Source organism: Neisseria canis (assembly GCF_900636765.1).
GTDB classification, from domain to species: domain Bacteria; phylum Pseudomonadota; class Gammaproteobacteria; order Burkholderiales; family Neisseriaceae; genus Neisseria; species Neisseria canis.
Map to the genome: position 1 here is coordinate 1,851,105 of NZ_LR134313.1, position 19,855 is coordinate 1,870,959.

Below are 19,855 nucleotides of genomic sequence, written 5' to 3' on the forward strand. Positions count from 1 at the left end.
AAAATCAGCTTGTCAAATTTGACAGCACCTTAAATATTTTTAAAGTAATTATTTTTCTTTTAAATTTATATCGTACGATATAAAAAAATACTGTATTTTGACCATAGGTTATTTGCAAATACAGAAGGTCATCTGTAAAATAAATTGCAATGGACTTAAAATCCACTAGCTTAATTACAGGAGTTAAAATACATGAGCGCGCCAAAAGTTGCCCGTATCTATCTTAGAGTCAGCACTCTACAACAGAATTTGGAGCGCCAGCGCGAAATTATCGAACAGGCTAAGGAAAACGGTTTTTACATAGCCGGTGTCTATGAGGAGAAGGCCAGCGGTGTCAATGCCAGCAGACCGGAATTAAACCGGTTAATCAGCGACCTCCAAGAGGGAGACTGGGTCATTGCCGAAAGACTGGATCGCATTACCCGTCTTCCGCCGCGCGAAGCGGAGCAGCTGATTGCGCGCATTACGGAAAAGGGGGCTAAATTGCATGTTCCCGACGTATTTTCCTTCGGCAATATCGATGAATTAATGGGGCAGGGTGATTCATTACCCAAATACCTTTCCGAACCTTTGATGGAGGCGTTGCAGAAAATGTTTTTGCGCATGGCTTTGAGCATTGCGCATGAGGATTGGAAAACCCGACGCGAACGTGCCCGGCAGGGAATTGAACGTGCAAAAAAAGAAGGAAAAATGAAAGGCCGGCCAGCCGACAAGCAACTACACAAGAGTATCATCCAGCTGACCATGCAGGGTATCAGCATTACAGGTATCTCATCGGCACTGAATTGCAGCCCCTCTACTGTCAGCAAGGTGCGGCGGGAGTATAAGAAAAACCATAAATCAGGCGACAAAGATCAATTTGATATTTTTTCAAAGGGTTGCCATGAAAATGTTATTTCTTGACCAGAGTGATGTGTAGATGACAATTAATATTAATTAATATTTAATGTTAACAAAGCTTCCGTATGGCAAGACCCAACTCACTGCTCCAATAGAACAATAGAAAATGATGCGATTATAAAATAGGGATAAACTGTGATGAATGAATCAAAATATTTTCATATAGATCAACTATTACTCGATTCTGAAAACCCGCGCCATGTATTTATGGGCAGTCAATCAGAAATTATTGCTTATCTGATAGAGAATGAAAATATTAAAGAACTGGCAAAAGATATAGCCCAAAAAGGAGCTTTAAGTCCTTTCAATGCCGGCGGTTTGCTTAGTGTAGAGGGTGAACCTGGAAAATACTGGGTATTGGAGGGCAATAGGCGAGTTTGTGCTTTGAAGTTGTTAAATAATCCTGACTTGGCTCCGGCATCGTCAAAAAAATACTTTGAACGCCTGGTTGCGAATGCTGTACAGATACCGACTAATTTTTTTTGTCATGTATTCGCTAATCGTGAAGAGGCGAAAGAATGGCTTGCGTCCAGACACGGGGACTTCAAAGGCGGAGCCGGACTCAAACCGTGGAGTGCTGTTCAGTCAGCTCGTTTTTTTGAGAAAAAAGAGCATTCAATGGCAGTAACTATTCTGCAATTCGCTTTGAGAGAGGGAATTATTGATGAAGATCGGGCGCATAGAATTGTTACTACAGTAAGCAGAATGTTCAGTACGCCTCAAGCCAGAGACACCTTTGGGATTGTTACAGGAAGAAGTAACGGTACGGTTCTGATTAATGTTGAATTAACCGAGTTTGCAGTTGTGCTGGCAGAGTATTTGGCAGATATTGAAAATCCTGAACTAAATGTAGGTTCACGTTCCACAAAAGAAGACAGAATTGGTTACCGTGAAATACTGGCACAAAAAGGAAAGTTACCCAAAACCAAACTCGATCATACCATTGATATTCTGACAGGGACAGTTTCTAAAATTGAAACTGGCAACGTATCTGTAGCCAAGCCAGGCTCAAGAGTGACTGGAAATTCTCCAGTTTCAGGGGCAAGTGTTGATGCAGGGGGCAAAGCTCAACCTGAATCGAAACCTATCCGTACTCCGCCAGCACGAGACAAGGCCAGAAAACTAATCGATTATTCGTTACAAATAAGGCCCGAGAAAATCAGAGCAGTGTTTTTAGAACTCAAAAACAAGCTTGATGTTCAAGAAACCCCTTACTCTGCTGCTGCATTATTGAGGATTCTGATAGAGTTGAGCTGTGATCACTATATACTCAACCATGCAGAAACTATTGTATTTAACGATGGCGGTAAAAGCTTTGGAGTAAATGAAAAATCTCCCCTTCGAATAAAAATTCTAGGTATAGCACATCATATTCATCAATCCAATTCCAATCTCATTGACGCCAAGCAATTTGCGGCATTACAAAATGAATGTCCTGAAGCCAAAACTAATGCGGGCGGGCTGAATCTGTTGCACAACATCATGCATAATTATTCTCACAGCATAACAGCGGTACATGTTATTGCCGCACATGACAACTTTAAACCTTTTATTCAGGCACTTTGGCATAACTGATTGCTTTAGATAAAAAAATACTATTGGCCAAAACCTATTTTTTACGCCAATATTCAACATCACGTACAAAATGGAATCGTTATGGCTGGTAATAACAACCCGCTAACACCCCTTCGTTATCCTGGGGGAAAGACAGCATTTGCACCATACATCAAAGCTTTGCTGGAAGCTAATGATTTGGTTGGTGGTGATTATATGGAGCCGTATGCCGGTGGGGCAGGAGTGGCATTGGATTTATTATTCAACGACTATTGTCAAAATATCCATATTAATGACGTCGATCCAGCTGTATACCGTTTTTGGCAATCTGCAGTATTCCACTCTGAAGAATTTATCCGGCTGATTTTGAAAACGGAAATCAGCATGAAAGAGTGGGAAAGGCAAAAGTACATTTTAAATAACGGTATGAATTTTACTGAAATGGAGCATGGTTTTGCTGCCTTTTATTTAAACCGAACTAATCGTTCTGGTATTTTAAAAGGCGGGGTTATTGGCGGCAAACAACAAAATGGCAACTACAAGATGGATGCCCGTTTTAAAAAAGACAAGTTAATTAAACGCATTGAACGGATAGCTGAATACCGTGATTGGATTCATATCTATAATTTTGATGCGGTCGACCTATTGCGTAGGTGTGAGTTTATCCTTCCTAAAAAATCGTTGATTTACCTTGATCCTCCTTACTACATGAAAGGACAAGGTTTGTATCGTAATTTCTATGAACATCAAGATCATGAAAATATTCAAATGGTTTTAGATGTCGTTGAGCGTCCATGGATTGTTTCATATGACAATTGTACGCAAATCAAGGCTATTTATCGAGAATACAGAAAAGACGAATACCTGCTGAATTACTGTGCCTACAGCAAGACCAAGGGGAGCGAGGTAATGATTTTTGGTCCGAATGTTGTTGTACCGGAGTTTGCCCTTTCTAAGGCAGGATAGCTGAAATAGTAAAAAGCTAACCATAAATTTCGCGACAAAGATTAGTTTGATATTTCCGCCTAACCGAAACAGAAAGCCTAAAAAATGGACAGAACCCTTATCGTATTTGATATGGATACAAATTGCTTAAAGCAACACTATCATAACCCAAGTTGGAATAATGCTTACGCCGATATATGGCGTATATTGAACAGGCATGGTTTCGACAATATTCAAGGTACAGTTTATTTAAGTAAGGAAGGTATTCGCCAGGCTCATGGAACACTGGCTTTGCAAGAAGTTGCTGCAAGGTTCGAGTGGTTTCACGCTTGCGCATCAAATATTCAATTTTATGAATTAAAGGATGACTTTAATGCCCAATTTATTGTTGATTCAGTCCAGGCCGCAAGAGAGTCCTTTAAACGTAGCCTTGAAGAACTGAAGAGGGATTTAAAAAATGCAGGTTTAGATGATAAAACCATTGAATCGATTCTTTCCAAGCGTGAATTTACACTGCAATACGCACAGGACAATCAATTACTGCCAAACAAAATACCAGAGAAATAGTTGTCGGAAACCCGACAGAATGGGTACGTTAGTAGGATAGGTTGTATAACTCTGGTTATTTACCGAATAACCGGATAAGCTTGGACAGCCAACTTTTTTCAATTTCCGCACGCAGCTGGGTATTTTCATTTGTTATTTTTTCAATCTGGTCTTTCAAACGGTTGTTTTCGTCGGATACGTTTGCCATTTTGAGAGTTAATTCATTGTATGCTTCTCCGATTTTAGCGTGGTCTTGTTTTTCTATTATCAGTTCCTTACCCAGCTTGAGCAATTGTTCAACTTTGGGCATTTCTGTTTCCCGCCAAGTTTCAACCTCCCGTTGCGCCGCATCCAGTTTGGCAGACAATTTTTCTGCCTCAGAAAAAACGGCCGATTTAGGATTGTTGTATATCACGCCCCCAATCGATTTGCGGAAGATGTGCCGAAGTTTATTCAGATGGGCAGTAATCGCGTAATCCGCATCGCGCTCATCCATTTGAGCAATGGCTGCCTCATCAAGATATAGGGCACTTAGGGGATCTCCTGTTGCAATCTGAATGATGGGAATACCCGCCGCCTCCAAGTCTCGACATTTGGGTGAGCCTGCTGTTAGTTTAGATGTATGGTAAATTTCAAAAGCAATTTGACCTCCCCATTGCTGTTCCAGCGAAAATAGGGAAGTTTCTGCTGAAGGCTGAGAAAAACGGCAGAGAGCATCTATTATATAAGTATGTCCGTTGACATTGATACGCTGTTCTATATCTCCACCATTAAAAACAATTTCTTCGTCCGCTCTGCCCAAATAAGGGCCAAATTTATTAAAAAATTTCAACTTGGTTTGAATGTTTTGGTTGGCGAGTTCCGCAATTATCTGTTTGCACAAGGTGTGTGTCAGCGTTTCGGGAGCTGTTTTGCCTTCATGCGTGGTGGTGCTTTTGTAGGCAAAATAATGCGTTTGCTTGCGACGGGTCTTGTACATTTCAAGGCGCTCCCCCGGTTTATGGCAGCTGTAAACTACATTAAAGCCGAGCTTCTGCGCCTGCAATGCTGTCACAATCTCATTACTGTGTTGTCCGGTGTAGGCGATTACCTTCATGGGTTCTTTCATACTTTGTTTCTATACAAAATTGGATGACAAAATAAATCTTAGCATGATTAAAGAGCGATTAATGATTGGGGAAATATTTTAAGAAGAAAAATTGCTTGACAATTTCAATGGTTGTTTGCAAAATGAAGTCGCATTAGATGTTTGTTGCTTCATCAAAAAGCAAAAGCCGTAACTGTAGCTCGCATACGGGTCTTTTAGAGATAGCTACCCTTTTCTTTTCTATCGGTTGTAAAGCCGACTTCTAATTAAACCCCTTGGGGATGCACTTCCCCGCAGGGGCAGATGTATCCCCGTTTTATTTGGAGATACATCATGACTAATCAAACTCAAAACCAAAATCCGGCCCAAAACAATTATGTTGATTTGGTAACTACTGGCATAGGTTATCTTAACCGCCCTCGTTGGGTGACACCTGATAAAGGCAAACCTTACCTGACTTGTTCTATTAACGCTTGGTATGGTCAAGACGGCAAAGAGTCTCTACTATTTGAGACTAACGTCTTCGGACAGGCACGAGAAGCTCTTAATATGCTGTTTCAAGCCTATCCCCAACTTCTTGATTCCCAAGCGGGACCAAAGGTAACTGTAACCTGTGGTTTTACCATAGGTGACGGAGTACCTGATGGTTTTAAGAACAAAAAAGGTGAGCATGTGTCGTGTATTCGGGGAAGGCTGTTTAAGCTTAGCTGGATAAATGTAAATAAACAACGGTTTTTTACTCTTCAAACTAACGAAGAACAGCAGCCTGAAGCTCAGGTTCCGCATTCGCAGCCCCAGGTTCAAAATAACCCTCCTGTACAGCAACAGCATTATGCTCCGCAGCAGCAAGAAGGTTATCAGAACCCACAGCCGCAGCAGCCTGTAACACAGACTCAGCATTCGCAGCCCCAGGTTCAAAATAACCCTCCTGCACAGCAACAGCATTATGCTCCGCAGCAGCAAGAAGGTTATCAGAATCCCCAGGAAAACTATTATCAGGCAACGCAGCAGCACCGCCCGCAACACATGCATCATCAAGGTCAATCACATGTGCATCATGGTTGAGTGGCTCATTTAAAATCCTATTTATACTGTTTGTGCTCAGGTTCATTTGGCACAGCATGACAAAATAATCGGATTGTTCAATACCGGACGGCCTTCCGTCTTTATGAAGAGAAAACCTTTAAGGTTTTCTCTTCTCATTTCCTTTTTGGGGATACTACTACGTTCACATCGGAGGTAGTTGTCCCAAGCGGACTTTAATATAGTGTGTTTGGGACAACTACCATCTACCGCCGACAGGTGGTCTACTATAGAATAAGTTTTATTTTTTTGCAGTACAGGTAAGGTCTGCCTTTTAAGACCTGGCTTACCACTCACTTTTTTTGTCGATGCCTGTTTCCCTGTGGTGAAGCAGGTATCCGCAAAAAAAAGTTGCCTAAAAAACAGGCAAGAAAAAATGTTCTTTAACAATTGGGACTAATACTATTTTATTTTCAGTTATCCACAATTTTGGTGGATAACCTATATATCATGACTGTCAAAAGTACGGTCAAACCAAACCTGCTTCATAAGCAGGTTTGCCCTGATGTTTGTTCTAGCGATCATCAGGGCAAACCTGTTTCACGCATCGGCTTGCCGATGTTTGATAAGCTGGCATCTTCAACTGCCTAGATAACTGTCGCTGTAATTTATCGACAATACCGTTTGTGCGACTCTTTTAAAACCCATTCTTCCTAAATCCTTTCTTCCCATATCGAGAGGAGTAGGGAATTATTTTATTTACCCAATCTAAGAATCGGAGGCCATGGCTTTTACCGTGCGGCGTCCTACAAGGGATAACCTTCCGCATTGTAAAACCGACCCGATTTGTTAGAAGATGAGCTGCCATACCCGGGTATGGCGGTGTTACGAAATGACTGCTTGTACAGTCTCTTTTGCCCGCTCTCCGGCTTGCCTAAGAGCAAGTCGGATCGGGCTTCTCCCCCCGTGTGATTACGGTATTCAGCTTTCTTTTCAACCCATCGGGGTACGCTCCCCGATCGGGCAAGGTGTACCCCCTTTCTTTTACAGGAGTACATCATGTTTCATTATCTTAATTCCCTACTGCACCGACATGGTTCTGTCTTATATGCCAATCTCGGCATTAACTCCATATTGCCGGGTGATATTCTCACCCACCGCTACAACCACCAAAAATCCATTGTTGCCCACATCGGCCGCAATCATTTGCTGCTCGTCTGCTCGAAGGGGCGTATAAGCCGTATCCGTAAAACCAAAGCGGTACGGACATACTGCCGCAGCACTACCGATGTGCACGGCAGACATAATGTCCGTAAAGCATTGAGACTGGCCACTGACGCATTAGTCAGCGACAAGCGGCTGTTTACTCTGCTGGGTCTACGTACGGTAGATGAAGACTATCTTCAACAAATCAAACACAATGTCGATTTGGCAGTTTAAATCCTACCCCGTCCGGAAACCTTGACGGTTTCAGACGGCCTCTTCCAACCCATCGGGGTACACTCCCCCCCCCCGACAGGGCAAGGTGTACCCCATTTTTTTATAGGAGTACATCATGTCTATAACGCTTCCCGGTATGTTAACCGTACAGACCATCCAAGGCCGGCGTGGCCCGTTCAACGTGGCCAAACTCGCTACATCAATCGGGATCTTTGAAGTAAAGAACCCCGTTTTGATGCAGTTCGCGCCTGGCGACTACCAAGGCAATTTCATCCTGGAGCAAATTAAGGTAAAAGCCTACGAATGGGCCGGCGGAGCCACGTCCTATATTGATGCGGCTTTGGATTGGGCAGCTTTGGAACAGTTTGCCCGTGAATGCGGTTTCGGTTTGGAAGAGGAAACCTATCCTGACAACTCCGTTTCGTCATTCGAAACCTATCCCGAAGACGGGATAGAGATTCCCAAGTTTGCCCAAACGGTCCAGCAGGTCGAAGCCATGATAGGTAATGGCCAGCAAGAAATCTGCCTTGGCGAATACATGCTTTCGGACAGAGATGCCTTAACAACAGCCCGAAACCTTATGATGGAGGCAGGATACAGGTTCCAGCCCCACGCCCATGCTTGGCGTTTGCAATAAGGGGAGCTAGTGCATGTTATACCTGACCTCGCGCAACAACCTGATGGCTGATGCGTTCTTTATTTTGGAAAACCGGCTGATGTTCGCATCGCTGCACGGCCGCGATGCCGATATGTTGGCATTTCAGGCGCAACTTCAGGTGGCCCGGGATTACTCTGCGGATAGATTGGGATTCAGACAACCTGAAGACCAACGGATCTGGCCGATGTATACCACTGCCGACATTCTGAGCGGTCTCAGCAAGCATGTAACCCGGTATCAAACACACAACTACGGCGCTGTTACGCATATGTTTCTGTATGCGACGGAGTTGACAGAATTCAATCGCGAAGTAAAAAGCGGTTGGGTTTTGCTGGATGACCTGTCCGCCGACATGGACAAGGCTGTGTGGCAATGCCTGCAAGAGCTTTCCGATGTTCCGTTACTGAATCATTGGCAAAACTGTTTACTGGCCGAGCTGGGGGCAGACCGGTTTATACAGCGGTTTAATCCTGCCGTCTGCGAGCGTTATGCCATGGTCGGTATCAAAGCTGCCAAGGTGGAAGTGCCCGCAGATTTCGGTGATCGTATTACTGACCTGTTGCGCAACAAAAGCCTAACTTCTCAATAATACTTAAGCCCCAAGCGGGCTTTTTCAGACGGTTTGGCCAAACAGGCCGTCTGAAAAAGCACGTTTCCACAGCCAACAGTCTGCTTTACTGTTTCCGTACTACCGTTAACCAGTACGGCTCCCGCTCGGGAGACGGTTCTTTTTCAATCTCAACCCACCGGGGATACCAGCCCCGGTGGGGCATGGTATTCCTTCACCAAAGAAAGGAAATATCATGAACATTTTAGAGAAACTCCGCAGCAATGCAACTTCGGCAAAATATCAAGTATTCAACCCTAACGGCGCCGACTACCTTTTCGAAGGCACGCTTCTGTATCAGCATAAATCTGATGACGGTAAGCATGTTCTTGTTAAGGTTTATGAAAGTCGGAAAGGCAAGTTTGTTGTCGAAGATAAAACTTGCAAACCGGTAAAAGTCCATGTTACCAGTGATTGGCTAAGTATATTTGGTACCATCGGCTATGATGAATGGGCCAAAAACATATACCGAGAACTCGGTATTGAGGAATTTCAAAGAATTTGAAAGGAAACCAAAATGAGTGATCCTATTTTTTTCAAAGACATCATCAAAGAATTTGAAAGCCTTTATGAATCTGCCATTCCAAATGTCAATGGCCTGGACCAACAAAAGTTTAAAGAAAAGAACAGTTATTTTCAAAAATACTGGTTGATGACACGTCGCGTTTTCCTATGGGGTTTGTTTACATGGATGGCCAAACCCATGTGGATTTTCGGAATTGGTTACAGAAACACCACCCCGAACAGGAATATCTTGTGCCATCTTGTTAATTATACCTGTGCCATGCGCAAGTTTAACCTGCTTAAGCAGGTTTTTTCAGACAGTTTTTAAGTAAGGCCGTCTGAAAAAACCTGTTTTATGCGCCGTCAGCCGCTCAGCTGACCGAATGCTGCCGTTAACCATCATTCAGCCGTTTCAATACGGCCACGGCTATTTATCAGTCTATAAAGCCTTTTGGAAGAAGCTACCACTAAATAGTAGTTTCTGCCCGATCAATTTTATTAACCCTTTGGGGATATCACTCCCCAAAGGGCACGGTATCCCCTTTCTTAAGGAAAGGAACCATTATGGGTACTGCAAATTTTTTATTTAACCACCGTTTAAATGTTGTGTCCGGACTGTCTGCCTGCGAGTTTGACTTTGAGTTATACAATGAAGGCATGGACGAAAACGACAAGCTGCATGAAGACGACTATGAAAGCCTTCGGAATATTTTAAACTTTCGTACGAAAAACTTCATAGCAGACTTGAGATACAGAGCGGACGAACTGGGATCTGACAGAGGTGTTCCTCCGAAAAGCCACCGAGTTAACCGTTTATTAATCCGCTCTGACATGATGTCGGCTCACGATAACGGGAAATATTCAGACCGTAATTTCGGCGGTATCAAACTGGCTGAAATTTGGACGGAAACCATGTTTTTTGGTGAAGTCATCCGGTTGGAAATGGCGGTGGTTTTGCGCCACGGCTACTACGACGGCTGTAATCTTGATCAGTACATGGAACTGTCCATACCTGACATGGCATACGCTACCTTCGCAAACTACGGTGATGGTGATCCGGGAGAAGCTGTGGATTACATCATTGAAGAGTACGCTGATTACAGCATGGCAACCAAAGCCCAAACCTCCCGATACAGGCGCGGCATTGAAAACCGCTTACGAGCACTGGAACAGGTGCTTTGGCAGCGTTATGAACAACTTATTGAGCCATATTGCGAAGAGTATCGTGTATCGGCGCGTTTCAACAACGGTGAAACTTGGTATTCATACGGAGAGAAATATCATGCTTTCAGACTATCTGTATCTTGACACAAGCGATAACTTGGGAGAGTGGCAGGAAATACTTGATTATTTAGAGCCAGGATCGACAGAAGATTTAATGGAGGATGTTTGGGCATTCGCCAAGGAGAATGAGGCAATGCCTCATTTCGGTAACATCTGCCAATTTATCGTTCTAGACCGCATAAAAGACGCTGTTGAGAAACGATGGCCTGAGTGTAAGGTTAATTACTTCGTTAATGCGATCGATACCCATATCGCTCTTAATAATACAATTATCTGTGATTACAAGCAGTTTGAGGCAGCAATCGCTCAATACACTATTGCCTGATTCTTCCCTGCAACTTTGTAATGTTAACCCCGTCGGGGCATCAGTCCCCGGACATGATGCTCCGTTTATTTTTTAAGGAGCATCATGATGATTTATACCGATGAAAAAACATTGAAAATCCATATCAGCAAAGAACCGAATCAAGGTCTGTTCGGCTGTGATTTAGTCAATCTCGGCGGAGAACTCGTTTTGGGTTTAACTCCGGAATTTGCCACTAAAGAAGCGGCTTTGTTTTACGCACTCACCGATAAAGCAGCTGGATTGTGTAATCCCGAAGAAAATACTGACCACTCTGTATTTGATGGTTTTTCATCCATGATTTTCGGTGATTACAGTTCTGCCGCATTTATCAGGGAAACCATATTAAGCCTGACTTTCGGCTACCGTTGCTCAGGAGTGTATTTGCACTGTGTAGCCAGTTTGGATAAGCAGCATTGGTATCTGTTTAATCTGATATTGGCACACTACCGAATCAAGGGTGAAAGTGAAGCCTTGAGGCGGATGGCTGAGCAGATACTGGAGCGATATCCGCGCTACCGTGAGTTTCCGATGTCAATTAACGGACAGGGTGGCGGCAAAACTGTTTTATCTATCGATCCAACCGCATATCTGCAATCTTGATATAACGGTTTCTTCAAACCGGGTGCCCAGCACTTTTTCCTGCAACCTTCGGGGACGACACGCCCCGAAGGGGGTGTCTCCATACCGACCACAAGGAGACACCATGACAATCTGTAAAAATCGTCTTCAAATATCTTGCCCAACTAAAAAAATGGCAAAAGATATTCTTTGCCGACATTTTGAAAAGGGATACTTAGTCTATGCAACACTTATTCCTGAGCCACAAGTGATGTGGACAAATTTAAATACATCTTTTTATCCAGAAATTTTAAAAATACTCAATGAAGATAGATCAATAATTGTAGAGCAATTATTTGAAAATCAGGACTTATTGAAGTATTTGAGTGAAAATGGATTTGACACTACATTAACTTTGGATACTCTCATAGATGCAGTTGAGTTGCCTTATCCGCCTTATTGTATTGGCCAAGACGAGATTGAGCTTCAAAACGTACTTAATCGAGTTGGACTGAGCAGAAGTAACGCTATTTGTATTAGGATGAATCTTAAGGATACAGGTTTTCCTACGCGATCAGAATGGCGTAAATCTAATTGGAACAGCTGTTTGAAGCCATATAAAAACACCGTGTGGCAACGGGGACAATCCATAGCTTGCACATTTTCATCTGAAACTCCACCAATACCGGTGATCATTAAGCTAATGACCCTCTATCCGGCAACCGAAATAGTATATACATATACGATGGACGGTAGTTCTGAAGAACAACGTATATACAAGCCTTCATTCGGTCAATATACGGAAAGTCATTCGTAAAGACGGTAATAGCTATTTTGGCTGATCGAACCTGCTCTTAAGCAGGTTTTTTCAGAGTGCTTGCTTTCAGGCCGTCTGAAAAAACCTGTTTTACGGCCGACAGACCGTTATCTGTCTTTCGCGCTGCCGTTAAACACCGCGAGTCCCGCAAGGGATACGGCTTTTTTTCAATCCTGTCGGGAACATGCTTCCCGTAAGGGGCATGATTTCCTCTTGTTTTCAATCTTTTATAAAGGAGTAATGTCATGCCCCATGTTAATCCCGGTTATCCGTTTATAGTCCATAGCGAACCTTTCCCCGGAATTAAAATACCGGCTCAGAACTGCGCCATTACTTACCAATCTCCGGTGGAGGATACCGTTGCAAACGGTATCTGTTTCCCGGATTCGGTAGATGGTAAATACGGTGTACTTAACATTTTGTTGGAGCTTGCCCTTGAAGGTTGTACGGATATCCGTATGACAGACAGAGAAGGGCGCGAGTTGACTGTCTTGTAACCAATCTTTTCATTTAACCCTGCGGGGCAAGCCCCGCCCGGGGTTTGCCCCGTTTTTCTTTAAGGAGAAATTCATGCAAACCCCAAATCTACCTAACGATTTCGATGAAAACCACTTAATCAGTAACGAAGAGCTTTATAAAGAACTGAGTGGTGTGATCTCTCATAGCCAACACCAAAACATCATCCGTGAGTTCAACAAGCTGATCGAAGAAGCCGTTGATACGGACGCTACCGCCGATTCGGATTCCGATATGCCGCTGACGCAGTTTCTCAGCGACTTCGGCGACAGCTTGTTTCAAACAGTCACAGAACAGAACCGACCTATCTATTACGGTCAGACCTATCAACAAACCGAAGCCGTTCTCGATACTTTGGAGCGGCCGCTTTTTGCCGCTCAGCGCGAAGTGGTGCGGGCGGTGTTCCAGCAGCTTGCCGTCCAAGACAAGCCGGCTGCCATCATCAACGCTGAAATGGGTACGGGTAAGACCATGATGTCGATTGCGGCGGCGGCCGCGCTGCATCATGCCGGCCGGCACCGCACACTGGTGCTGAGTCCCCCGCACCTTGTGTACAAATGGCGGCGGGAAATCCTCAAAACTATCCCGGATGCACGGGTATGGATACTCAACGGAACAGACACCTTGGCCAAGCTGTTGGAGATCCGCGCACTTGACCGCAAACCGGAAGTCCCCGAGTTTTTCATTATGGGGCGTGTACGGATGCGCATGGGCTACCATTGGCGGCCATCCTATGCGACGCGCCGCAGATGGATTCCTGGCGAGGGCGCTTCGGAAGGTTATGCTGTTACCGAGTTTTATTGTCCCAAATGCGGTGGTGAAATAAGGGATGAAGACGGCCAAACATATGCGTCGGAGCAAAAGCTGAAAAATGATTTGGCCAAAAACCGCCGCTTCTGCAAGCGGGAACCCGTTAAGGGGCGGTTATGTGGTGAGCCGTTATGGACACTTTGCCGCAAAGATGTTTCCGAAGGTATCGCGCCTTCGGTATACGAACGCGTGCTCAGAACCGTCACATCGTTACCGGGCATCGGTCCTAAAACAGCGGAAAAACTCATCGGCCTGTATGGAGAGGAGTATCTGGCTTCCATTCTCGAAAACAACATTCAGGCGTTTTCGAATCTGATGGATGAAAGCGGAGACTTTCTGTTCAACGAACGACAGGCAGCCCGCATCGACCGTGCTTTGGGCAATGCCGAATTCAGCCTCGGACGTGGCGGCTACCAGCCGACCGAATTCATCAAACGCTATCTGCCCAAGCATTTCTTCGGGTTAATGATTGTGGATGAGGGGCATGAGTACAAAAACTATGGTACTGCACAAGGGCAGGCCCTGGGTGTATTGGCCCGCTGCGCCGAAAAGGTGCTCTGTCTGACCGGCACCCTGATGGGTGGCTACGCAGAAGACCTTTTTTATCTGTTATGGCGTTTATGGCCGCAGATGATGATTGAAGACGGTTACGTCTACAACAAAGCCAATACACTAGGCACGGCCGGCATGGCGTTTATGAAGCAGCACGGCGTATTGAAGGAAATCGTCCGTCATATTGGTAGGGAGTACAGTGAAGGGGCGTTCAGCAGTTCCAAAGCGGAGCGCAACCAAGTGCGCACGGCCAAAGCCCCCGGATTTTCGCCGTTGGGCATCATGCGCTATGTGCTGCCGATAACGGTGTTTCTGAAACTCCGTGATTTGGGCGAGGGTGTTCTGCCGGAATACCGGGAAGTTTTCCGGCCGGTGGAAATGACCGAAACCCAAAAGATGGAGTACGAACAGATGGAGAGAGAACTGCAAAAGCATCTCAAAGAAGCGCTTACTCATCATGACAACACCCTTACCGGCGTTGTAATGAGTGCTTTGCTGTCCTGGCCAGACTGCTGCTACAAAGAACAGGAGGTATATTGGCGCAGCAGCGGAAAAACACTGTACCGTACCGATGCGCAGTTTGAAGCAGACGAGTTGTCGCCTAAGGAAGCCGATATGCTCGATGTGGTGCAAAACAGTTTGGCCAAAGGCAGAAAATGCCTGGTCTATACGGTTTACACAGACACCCGCGACACCACAGGCCGTCTGAAACAGATACTCGAGCGGCACGGCATCAAAGCCGCCGTGATGAAGGCATCCGTTAAAGCAGACGAACGCGAAGACTGGGTGGAAAACCAGTTGGAGAACGGTGTACAAGTGGTTATCTGCAATCCTGAGCTGGTGAAAACCGGCCTCGACTTGCTGGCATTCCCGACCATCTATTTCCTGCAAACCGGATACAACGTCTATACCCTGATGCAGGCTGCCCGCCGCTCATGGCGTATCGGCCAAAAGCTGGGGGTAGAGGTGTACTTCGCAGGTTACAACGGAACCGCGCAGCAAATCTGTTTGGAACTCATGGGCAAGAAAATCGCCGTCAGCCAATCTACATCCGGCGATATGCCTGATTCAGGTTTGGACATCCTCAATCAGTCCGAAGATTCGATCGAGGTTGAGTTGGCCAAACGCCTTATCGAGAAAGCCCAGGCTAATTAGTAAGAAAGGTAAAACATGTACTTCAACATGAAAGCAGTAAAAGAATGTAAGCCTCATTTGTTCAAACACAACCGTTTATGGGTTTTTATTCCGGCAGAATCAAAACCCAATCCTGCAGCTGTTGCAGCCGCTTCTCAGTTTTGCAAACTGAAAAACGATGAACTGTTCAACGTGTGGATACATTCTTAATCAAGAAAATCCACCTTGGTTTACCAGCCTGCATCAGCAGGCTTTTTCAGACGGCCTACACTTTAGGCCGTCTGAAAAAGCATGTTGTACCGGTTTTTACAGCCGACAGTCTGTTTTTACTGTCAGGGCACTGCTGCTGAAATTGTCCGACCACTTCCTGTGGTTGCAGCTCTTTTCTTACCGTACGGTCTAACCGTACTTTTTACCAACCCTTGTGGGGAGCACGTACCCCCGCAAAGGGAGGCGTATCTCCACCGCGTTTTAAACGAAAGGAGATATTTTGTGTCAAAACCGAGACTGCCCCCGGCTGAAAAGCGAAAGCGGGCAGCAAGATCTGAAAATCCTATTTTCCGGTTTTCAGTTTTGTCCGAAACTCTTGATTCATGGGCAAAAATACTAGATGATGTCGTAAAAGCGGCCATCATCGGTTTGCCTGCGGTGATTCTATTCGGCACCTATTCCGTCGGTTTGAGATGGTTTATGGTGTGCAGTATGATAACCGCGATTATGGCTGGAGCTTGGGGCGCGAATGCGTTACGGCACCTGGCCAAAAAGAGAAAGGATTAAACATGGGTCTTCCATTTGCAGTTGGTTTTTTTGCAGTCTTCATGTTGTGTATTTGTGCATTGATTGCATGGTACGGAAATAAAGTCATGAATGAAGACGACGAAAAAACCGTCCGATAACCGTACCGCAAGGTACTTTTAAAACCATCCCGCCCGAACGCCTGTGCGTCCGGTGCGGGATTTTCATTGGAGGATTGCTATGTTGTACAGTAGCAATAAAGACTATGACCAATACATTAAGAAATTGGTCGCATCAGGCAACTGGTTTTACATTCCAAAGGGCCGCCGCAAACATGCGGCATTGAGGCATATCAACGGCGGAATCTGCGCAATTCCATGCAGTCCCGGCAGCCGTTTCGTAGGACTGCATAACTTCCGCCGCCAAATCCGCAATACGGAGCGTAAATTCAGTTAAACCTTTTCAGACGGCCTTGAGCCGCTTCATCCAACCCTGCGGGGATCTTCCCGTTAGGGCAGGTCTCCGCTTTTTTATGGAGACCATTATGGAAAAAAACCATCTCATGCACCCCCGGGTGGCAAACAACCACCGGGACAACGGGTACTTCCCCACCGACTACGGCACTTTGCAGGCCATTGCCTCCAGGCTTACCGCCGACGGCGGACAGATAAGGATTTTCGATCCCTGCTGCGGAGAAGGGCACGCCCTTGAAACGTTGGCCGGCTATTTGGAAGCAGGTGGTACGCAATGCCACAGTTTCGGAATCGAGCTGGATGCAGAGCGGGCAGAGGCCGCCAAAGGCCGTCTGAACCACGTTATCTGCGCCGACGTTGAAAACTGCACCATGCAGGCTGGCGGGGTAGGGCTGCTGTTTCTAAACCCACCCTATGGCTTCACGGCCACCGATCAACTTTCCAACCTGCGGACCAAACGCCTCGAAGAAATATTCTTCGCCAAGACGTTCGGTACGTTGCAGGTAGGCGGCGTATTGCTGCTGATTGTGCCGGAGGCCGCGCTGACAGAGCACCTCACTTACGAAATCGCCACCCATTGCATCGACGTGCGGATGTTCAGGGCAGCTGTGGATACTTACCGCCAGTACGTCATCACCGCCGTGCGTCCGAAGAACAGGGCTACAATCGGCAAAAAGCTGGCTGAAGCCCAACAACGCCTGCTGATGGATTTTGCATCGGCACCCGGCTGCGAGACACCCGGTGATATTTTGTACCGCATCCCCGCCGTTACCGGCAAAACATTCCGCCCCATGAGTTTCAAACTTGAACAGAATATTTTGGCCGGCGAACTGAAGCAGCAGCGCAGTCGTACTTTATGGCCGCATTTCGGCCAATATTTCGGTGCGGCCGCAGCGGCGGAAAAAAGACGGCCGTTATGCGCGCTCGGACAATGGCACGCAGCGCTCGCACTGGCTGCCGGTCAGGTAAACGGAATCGTTACCGCCGCCGACGGCCGCAGGTTGCTGGTCAAAGGCTCCACCCATAAAACCCGGGTGGAAACCAAGTCGGAAGAGTACGATGCCAAAGACCGGTTGATTGTTACCCTGACAGCTACCGATCGCTTTGTACCGAGTATCCGTGCGGTCAACCTGACTGAAGGATCCCCGGATTACGGCCGTGTACTGACCATCAAATAACGGCGGATTTACCGTCCGCATTGCTTTTAACCACCCTGCCTGGCCTATCCCGCAGGGGTATATCCGGTGCTTTTTTGAAAGGATACATCATGCAGGAACTGCTGAACCTGGCCGCCATGCAGCGGCTCAAACCCGCCCTGTTCGAGACCGGACAGACTGTAATCACCACCCATCTTGACAACTGGGCAAATGAAAACCTTCCCAAGGCATTGCTTGACCGCGATCTTTGGGCGGTTATTTTGGTCAATGCCCATACCCGGGGTGTGGGCTGGGACGAAGAGCTGCCAGACGATGATGCCGAACTGAACCGTCTGGCCCTCCAGCCCGGAAAGCGGGGCCGCATCATGTCGGTTTATACCGTTGCCGGCGAAAAAATATGGGTAATTACCGAATGGGACAGAAGCGCCACCACGCTCCTGTTCCCCGACGACTATTAAACCCTTTTCCTTTCCACCCATGGGGTCTGCCCCATGGGGCAGACCCTCTCTTTGAGAGGCCCTATCATGGAAAAACACCGTAAATGCACCATTTGCGGCGAACCCGTCGTACTGGTACCGAGTGCTGCCGAACGTGCCCGGCAATCCGGACTTCCCGCCGCCTATTATCTGAATCTGTTCACCAGCCACAGCGATTGTTTTATTGCCAAACGCGAAAGTGAAACAAACGACTTGATCAGACGCAGCGGCAACCGGTCCCGCCCAATGCCAATTTAGTCCGATACCTTTGGGAAGTCGTTTACCGTTGCGAGCTGCAAATTGTCAGACGTTCCCCGTAACCCCGGGGTGTCTGTCTCCAACCTGCTCTCGAGCAGGTTTTTTCAGACGGCCTGAAAGCGCAGGCCGTCTGAAAAAACCTGTTCCACAGCCGGCAGACTGTCTTCTGTCCGAATGCTGCCGTTAGCCATCATTCAGCCGCCCCGGCGGCACGGCTCTTTTACCAACCGTGCTTCGGCACTTTTTACCACCCCCAAGGGGATATACGCCCCATGGGGCGGTGTATCCCGCTTCAATGAAAGGATTCACCATGAAACACTACATCATTTGGTTTAGCGATGAATATGAACGTGCAGAGGAAGCTGCTGATCTGGCACGGAAGTTATTTCTTCCATGGCAGGCTCATGAGAGCGCGCTGGAGGCATTGGTACGGTTTATGCAGAAAAACGGCCATCCGTCGGATTGTATCAACCGTATCGAACCGATAAGCGAATTTATACACAACATCAACCATTTGGAAGTAGGGCCGAGCCGTTGCTATAACAGCTATGTCGGATTTTTCGCCCACTGCGAACCCCTCGATTCACAGCTTCACGGGGTCTTGCAAGATATTGCTTATTTGTTACGCAACGTACCGATAGGCAACAGCGAGGACTTTGTCAACATGATTTCGGACGTGCTCTCCGATGCCGATATTTTGTGGCTTTTCAGTCGTTACCGGTGTCTGATCATCGATTGGCAGTCTAATAACGGATTGACAATTAACGATTTCGGATATTGCGTTGAAGATGTGATGGAAGGCTCAGTAGCGGCCGCCGGTCTCCGCCGTGAGGTGGTCTGCCGGTGGGTACGGGCCGTATATTTCTAATTTTTATATCAACTCCCTCGGGGAAGCCGTCCCCCAAGCCCGTAACAGCGGTTTTTCAGACGGCCTGGACTTTCAGGCCGTCTGAAAATCCTGTTTCACAGCCGACAGACTGTCTTCTGTCCCGGATGCTGCCGTTAACCATCATTCAGCCGTTCAATACGGCCACGGCTATTTTTATCAACCCCACGGGGCACCGCCCCGATGGGAGTGCTCCGTTTTCATGGAGAAAAACAATGTTTACCGACCCTTTAGGTTTTCATTTTCGCTTAGAACTGAGCGAAACAGAGCGCAACTGTATCCTAGCCGTGTTAGACGGTTTTATGGAAGGCGGCCCCGCCAAGCATAATGCCGTCGCACGGTTTCACGATGAAATGTATATTTCAACCCGCTATCAATTGTCGGATTCTTCCGTCCAGTTGGCACCGACCGAACAAGTCAAACCCGTTGAGGTTGGCCAAGCTCTTTATGAGCTGCTGTATGCCGTTTTATCCATACTGAAAACCGATATTGTGTTTTGGAATGGAAAGCCGTACACCATCGTTGCTTCGGCCGAAAATAACAGCTATGGATTGCTGGAAGTATTCGGCGATTTTCAATAACCATTTTT

Annotated in this window: 24 protein-coding genes; 23 read left to right on the forward strand and 1 reads right to left on the reverse strand. The window is 46.5% G+C overall.

Annotation, left to right across the window (positions count from 1 at the left end):
* The first annotated feature begins 192 nt into the window (after nt 1–192).
* From EL143_RS08770 to EL143_RS08785, 4 genes are all read left to right on the forward strand, one after another.
* Nucleotides 193–903 (forward strand): recombinase family protein, encoded by a 711-nt coding sequence (locus EL143_RS08770; RefSeq protein ID WP_085415793.1) that lies wholly within the window; start codon nt 193–195, stop codon nt 901–903.
* 135 nt (nt 904–1,038) lie between these two features.
* Nucleotides 1,039–2,475, forward strand: a complete 1,437-nt coding sequence (locus tag EL143_RS08775) for a ParB/Srx family N-terminal domain-containing protein (RefSeq protein ID WP_085415794.1) — start codon at nt 1,039–1,041, stop codon at nt 2,473–2,475.
* Nucleotides 2,476–2,556: 81 nt separating this feature from the next.
* Nucleotides 2,557–3,420, forward strand: a complete 864-nt coding sequence (locus EL143_RS08780) for a DNA adenine methylase (protein ID WP_085415795.1) — start codon at nt 2,557–2,559, stop codon at nt 3,418–3,420.
* An 84-nt stretch (nt 3,421–3,504) separates the two neighbouring features.
* Nucleotides 3,505–3,966 (forward strand): virulence factor, encoded by a 462-nt coding sequence (locus EL143_RS08785; RefSeq protein ID WP_085415796.1) that lies wholly within the window; start codon nt 3,505–3,507, stop codon nt 3,964–3,966.
* A gap of 55 nt (nt 3,967–4,021) precedes the next feature.
* On the opposite strand, the gene EL143_RS08790 is transcribed toward EL143_RS08785, so the two are convergent.
* Complete coding sequence (locus EL143_RS08790; protein ID WP_085415797.1) at nt 4,022–5,053, reverse strand: hypothetical protein; 1,032 nt, start codon at nt 5,051–5,053, stop codon at nt 4,022–4,024.
* Nucleotides 5,054–5,365: 312 nt separating this feature from the next.
* On the opposite strand from EL143_RS08790, the gene EL143_RS08795 reads away from it, so the two are divergent.
* From EL143_RS08795 to EL143_RS08885, 19 genes are all read left to right on the forward strand, one after another.
* Nucleotides 5,366–6,097, forward strand: a complete 732-nt coding sequence (locus EL143_RS08795) for a DUF3577 domain-containing protein (RefSeq protein ID WP_158087816.1) — start codon at nt 5,366–5,368, stop codon at nt 6,095–6,097.
* 1,017 nt (nt 6,098–7,114) lie between these two features.
* The gene (locus EL143_RS08800) at nt 7,115–7,495 is read left to right on the forward strand and encodes a hypothetical protein (RefSeq protein WP_085415799.1); all 381 of its coding nucleotides are present in this window, start codon (nt 7,115–7,117) and stop codon (nt 7,493–7,495) included.
* Between the two features lie 115 nt (nt 7,496–7,610).
* Nucleotides 7,611–8,132: a DUF3275 family protein gene (locus EL143_RS08805; RefSeq protein WP_085415800.1), complete on the forward strand. Its 522-nt coding sequence runs from the start codon at nt 7,611–7,613 to the stop codon at nt 8,130–8,132.
* 13 nt (nt 8,133–8,145) lie between these two features.
* Nucleotides 8,146–8,742 (forward strand): hypothetical protein, encoded by a 597-nt coding sequence (locus EL143_RS08810; RefSeq protein ID WP_085415801.1) that lies wholly within the window; start codon nt 8,146–8,148, stop codon nt 8,740–8,742.
* Nucleotides 8,743–8,956: 214 nt separating this feature from the next.
* Nucleotides 8,957–9,265, forward strand: coding sequence for a hypothetical protein (locus EL143_RS08815; protein WP_085415802.1), 309 nt, complete (start codon nt 8,957–8,959; stop codon nt 9,263–9,265).
* A 12-nt stretch (nt 9,266–9,277) separates the two neighbouring features.
* Nucleotides 9,278–9,592 carry a hypothetical protein gene (locus EL143_RS08820; protein WP_085415803.1) on the forward strand — a complete coding sequence of 105 codons (315 nt, stop codon included), beginning with the start codon at nt 9,278–9,280 and terminating at the stop codon, nt 9,590–9,592.
* Nucleotides 9,593–9,828: 236 nt separating this feature from the next.
* Nucleotides 9,829–10,572: a hypothetical protein gene (locus EL143_RS08825; protein WP_085415804.1), complete on the forward strand. Its 744-nt coding sequence runs from the start codon at nt 9,829–9,831 to the stop codon at nt 10,570–10,572.
* A complete protein-coding gene (locus tag EL143_RS08830; protein ID WP_085415805.1) occupies nt 10,547–10,873 on the forward strand; it encodes a hypothetical protein in 327 nt (108 codons plus the stop codon). Before EL143_RS08825 ends, EL143_RS08830 begins: the two co-directional genes overlap by 26 nt.
* A gap of 84 nt (nt 10,874–10,957) precedes the next feature.
* Complete coding sequence (locus EL143_RS08835; RefSeq protein WP_126326714.1) at nt 10,958–11,494, forward strand: hypothetical protein; 537 nt, start codon at nt 10,958–10,960, stop codon at nt 11,492–11,494.
* Between the two features lie 103 nt (nt 11,495–11,597).
* The gene (locus tag EL143_RS08840; protein ID WP_085415807.1) at nt 11,598–12,269 is read left to right on the forward strand and encodes a hypothetical protein; all 672 of its coding nucleotides are present in this window, start codon (nt 11,598–11,600) and stop codon (nt 12,267–12,269) included.
* Nucleotides 12,270–12,514: 245 nt separating this feature from the next.
* The gene (locus tag EL143_RS08845) at nt 12,515–12,766 is read left to right on the forward strand and encodes a hypothetical protein (RefSeq protein WP_085415808.1); all 252 of its coding nucleotides are present in this window, start codon (nt 12,515–12,517) and stop codon (nt 12,764–12,766) included.
* 253 nt (nt 12,767–13,019) lie between these two features.
* Nucleotides 13,020–15,302, forward strand: coding sequence for an SNF2-related protein (locus EL143_RS08850; RefSeq protein WP_126326832.1), 2,283 nt, complete (start codon nt 13,020–13,022; stop codon nt 15,300–15,302).
* Between the two features lie 471 nt (nt 15,303–15,773).
* Nucleotides 15,774–16,058 (forward strand): hypothetical protein, encoded by a 285-nt coding sequence (locus tag EL143_RS08855; RefSeq protein WP_085415810.1) that lies wholly within the window; start codon nt 15,774–15,776, stop codon nt 16,056–16,058.
* A 198-nt stretch (nt 16,059–16,256) separates the two neighbouring features.
* Nucleotides 16,257–16,472 (forward strand): hypothetical protein, encoded by a 216-nt coding sequence (locus EL143_RS08860; protein WP_085415811.1) that lies wholly within the window; start codon nt 16,257–16,259, stop codon nt 16,470–16,472.
* Nucleotides 16,473–16,560: 88 nt separating this feature from the next.
* Nucleotides 16,561–17,667 carry a DUF6094 domain-containing protein gene (locus tag EL143_RS08865; protein WP_232001268.1) on the forward strand — a complete coding sequence of 369 codons (1,107 nt, stop codon included), beginning with the start codon at nt 16,561–16,563 and terminating at the stop codon, nt 17,665–17,667.
* 89 nt (nt 17,668–17,756) lie between these two features.
* Nucleotides 17,757–18,104, forward strand: coding sequence for a hypothetical protein (locus tag EL143_RS08870; protein WP_085415813.1), 348 nt, complete (start codon nt 17,757–17,759; stop codon nt 18,102–18,104).
* A 66-nt stretch (nt 18,105–18,170) separates the two neighbouring features.
* On the forward strand, nt 18,171–18,380 hold the full coding sequence (locus EL143_RS08875) for a hypothetical protein (protein ID WP_085415814.1): 210 nt from the start codon (nt 18,171–18,173) through the stop codon (nt 18,378–18,380).
* A 310-nt stretch (nt 18,381–18,690) separates the two neighbouring features.
* Entirely contained in the window at nt 18,691–19,248 is a 558-nt protein-coding gene (locus EL143_RS08880) for a hypothetical protein (RefSeq protein WP_085415815.1), read from the forward strand.
* Nucleotides 19,249–19,481: 233 nt separating this feature from the next.
* Complete coding sequence (locus EL143_RS08885) at nt 19,482–19,847, forward strand: hypothetical protein (RefSeq protein WP_085415816.1); 366 nt, start codon at nt 19,482–19,484, stop codon at nt 19,845–19,847.
* Nucleotides 19,848–19,855: the final 8 nt, after the last annotated feature.

Coding starts and splice junctions, on each gene's coding strand:
- EL143_RS08825 (WP_085415804.1), top strand. CDS start 9,829: ATGGGTACTGCAAATTTTTTATTTAACCACCGTTTAAATGTTGTGTCC.
- EL143_RS08880 (WP_085415815.1), top strand. CDS start 18,691: ATGAAACACTACATCATTTGGTTTAGCGATGAATATGAACGTGCAGAG.
- EL143_RS08820 (WP_085415803.1), top strand. CDS start 9,278: ATGAGTGATCCTATTTTTTTCAAAGACATCATCAAAGAATTTGAAAGC.
- EL143_RS08785 (WP_085415796.1), top strand. CDS start 3,505: ATGGACAGAACCCTTATCGTATTTGATATGGATACAAATTGCTTAAAG.
- EL143_RS08860 (WP_085415811.1), top strand. CDS start 16,257: ATGTTGTACAGTAGCAATAAAGACTATGACCAATACATTAAGAAATTG.
- EL143_RS08770 (WP_085415793.1), top strand. CDS start 193: ATGAGCGCGCCAAAAGTTGCCCGTATCTATCTTAGAGTCAGCACTCTA.
- EL143_RS08885 (WP_085415816.1), top strand. CDS start 19,482: ATGTTTACCGACCCTTTAGGTTTTCATTTTCGCTTAGAACTGAGCGAA.
- EL143_RS08780 (WP_085415795.1), top strand. CDS start 2,557: ATGGCTGGTAATAACAACCCGCTAACACCCCTTCGTTATCCTGGGGGA.
- EL143_RS08775 (WP_085415794.1), top strand. CDS start 1,039: ATGAATGAATCAAAATATTTTCATATAGATCAACTATTACTCGATTCT.
- EL143_RS08810 (WP_085415801.1), top strand. CDS start 8,146: ATGTTATACCTGACCTCGCGCAACAACCTGATGGCTGATGCGTTCTTT.
- EL143_RS08840 (WP_085415807.1), top strand. CDS start 11,598: ATGACAATCTGTAAAAATCGTCTTCAAATATCTTGCCCAACTAAAAAA.
- EL143_RS08830 (WP_085415805.1), top strand. CDS start 10,547: ATGCTTTCAGACTATCTGTATCTTGACACAAGCGATAACTTGGGAGAG.
- EL143_RS08815 (WP_085415802.1), top strand. CDS start 8,957: ATGAACATTTTAGAGAAACTCCGCAGCAATGCAACTTCGGCAAAATAT.
- EL143_RS08835 (WP_126326714.1), top strand. CDS start 10,958: ATGATGATTTATACCGATGAAAAAACATTGAAAATCCATATCAGCAAA.
- EL143_RS08870 (WP_085415813.1), top strand. CDS start 17,757: ATGCAGGAACTGCTGAACCTGGCCGCCATGCAGCGGCTCAAACCCGCC.
- EL143_RS08800 (WP_085415799.1), top strand. CDS start 7,115: ATGTTTCATTATCTTAATTCCCTACTGCACCGACATGGTTCTGTCTTA.
- EL143_RS08845 (WP_085415808.1), top strand. CDS start 12,515: ATGCCCCATGTTAATCCCGGTTATCCGTTTATAGTCCATAGCGAACCT.
- EL143_RS08850 (WP_126326832.1), top strand. CDS start 13,020: ATGCCGCTGACGCAGTTTCTCAGCGACTTCGGCGACAGCTTGTTTCAA.
- EL143_RS08805 (WP_085415800.1), top strand. CDS start 7,611: ATGTCTATAACGCTTCCCGGTATGTTAACCGTACAGACCATCCAAGGC.
- EL143_RS08795 (WP_158087816.1), top strand. CDS start 5,366: ATGACTAATCAAACTCAAAACCAAAATCCGGCCCAAAACAATTATGTT.
- EL143_RS08790 (WP_085415797.1), bottom strand. CDS start 5,053: ATGAAAGAACCCATGAAGGTAATCGCCTACACCGGACAACACAGTAAT.
- EL143_RS08865 (WP_232001268.1), top strand. CDS start 16,561: ATGGAAAAAAACCATCTCATGCACCCCCGGGTGGCAAACAACCACCGG.
- EL143_RS08875 (WP_085415814.1), top strand. CDS start 18,171: ATGGAAAAACACCGTAAATGCACCATTTGCGGCGAACCCGTCGTACTG.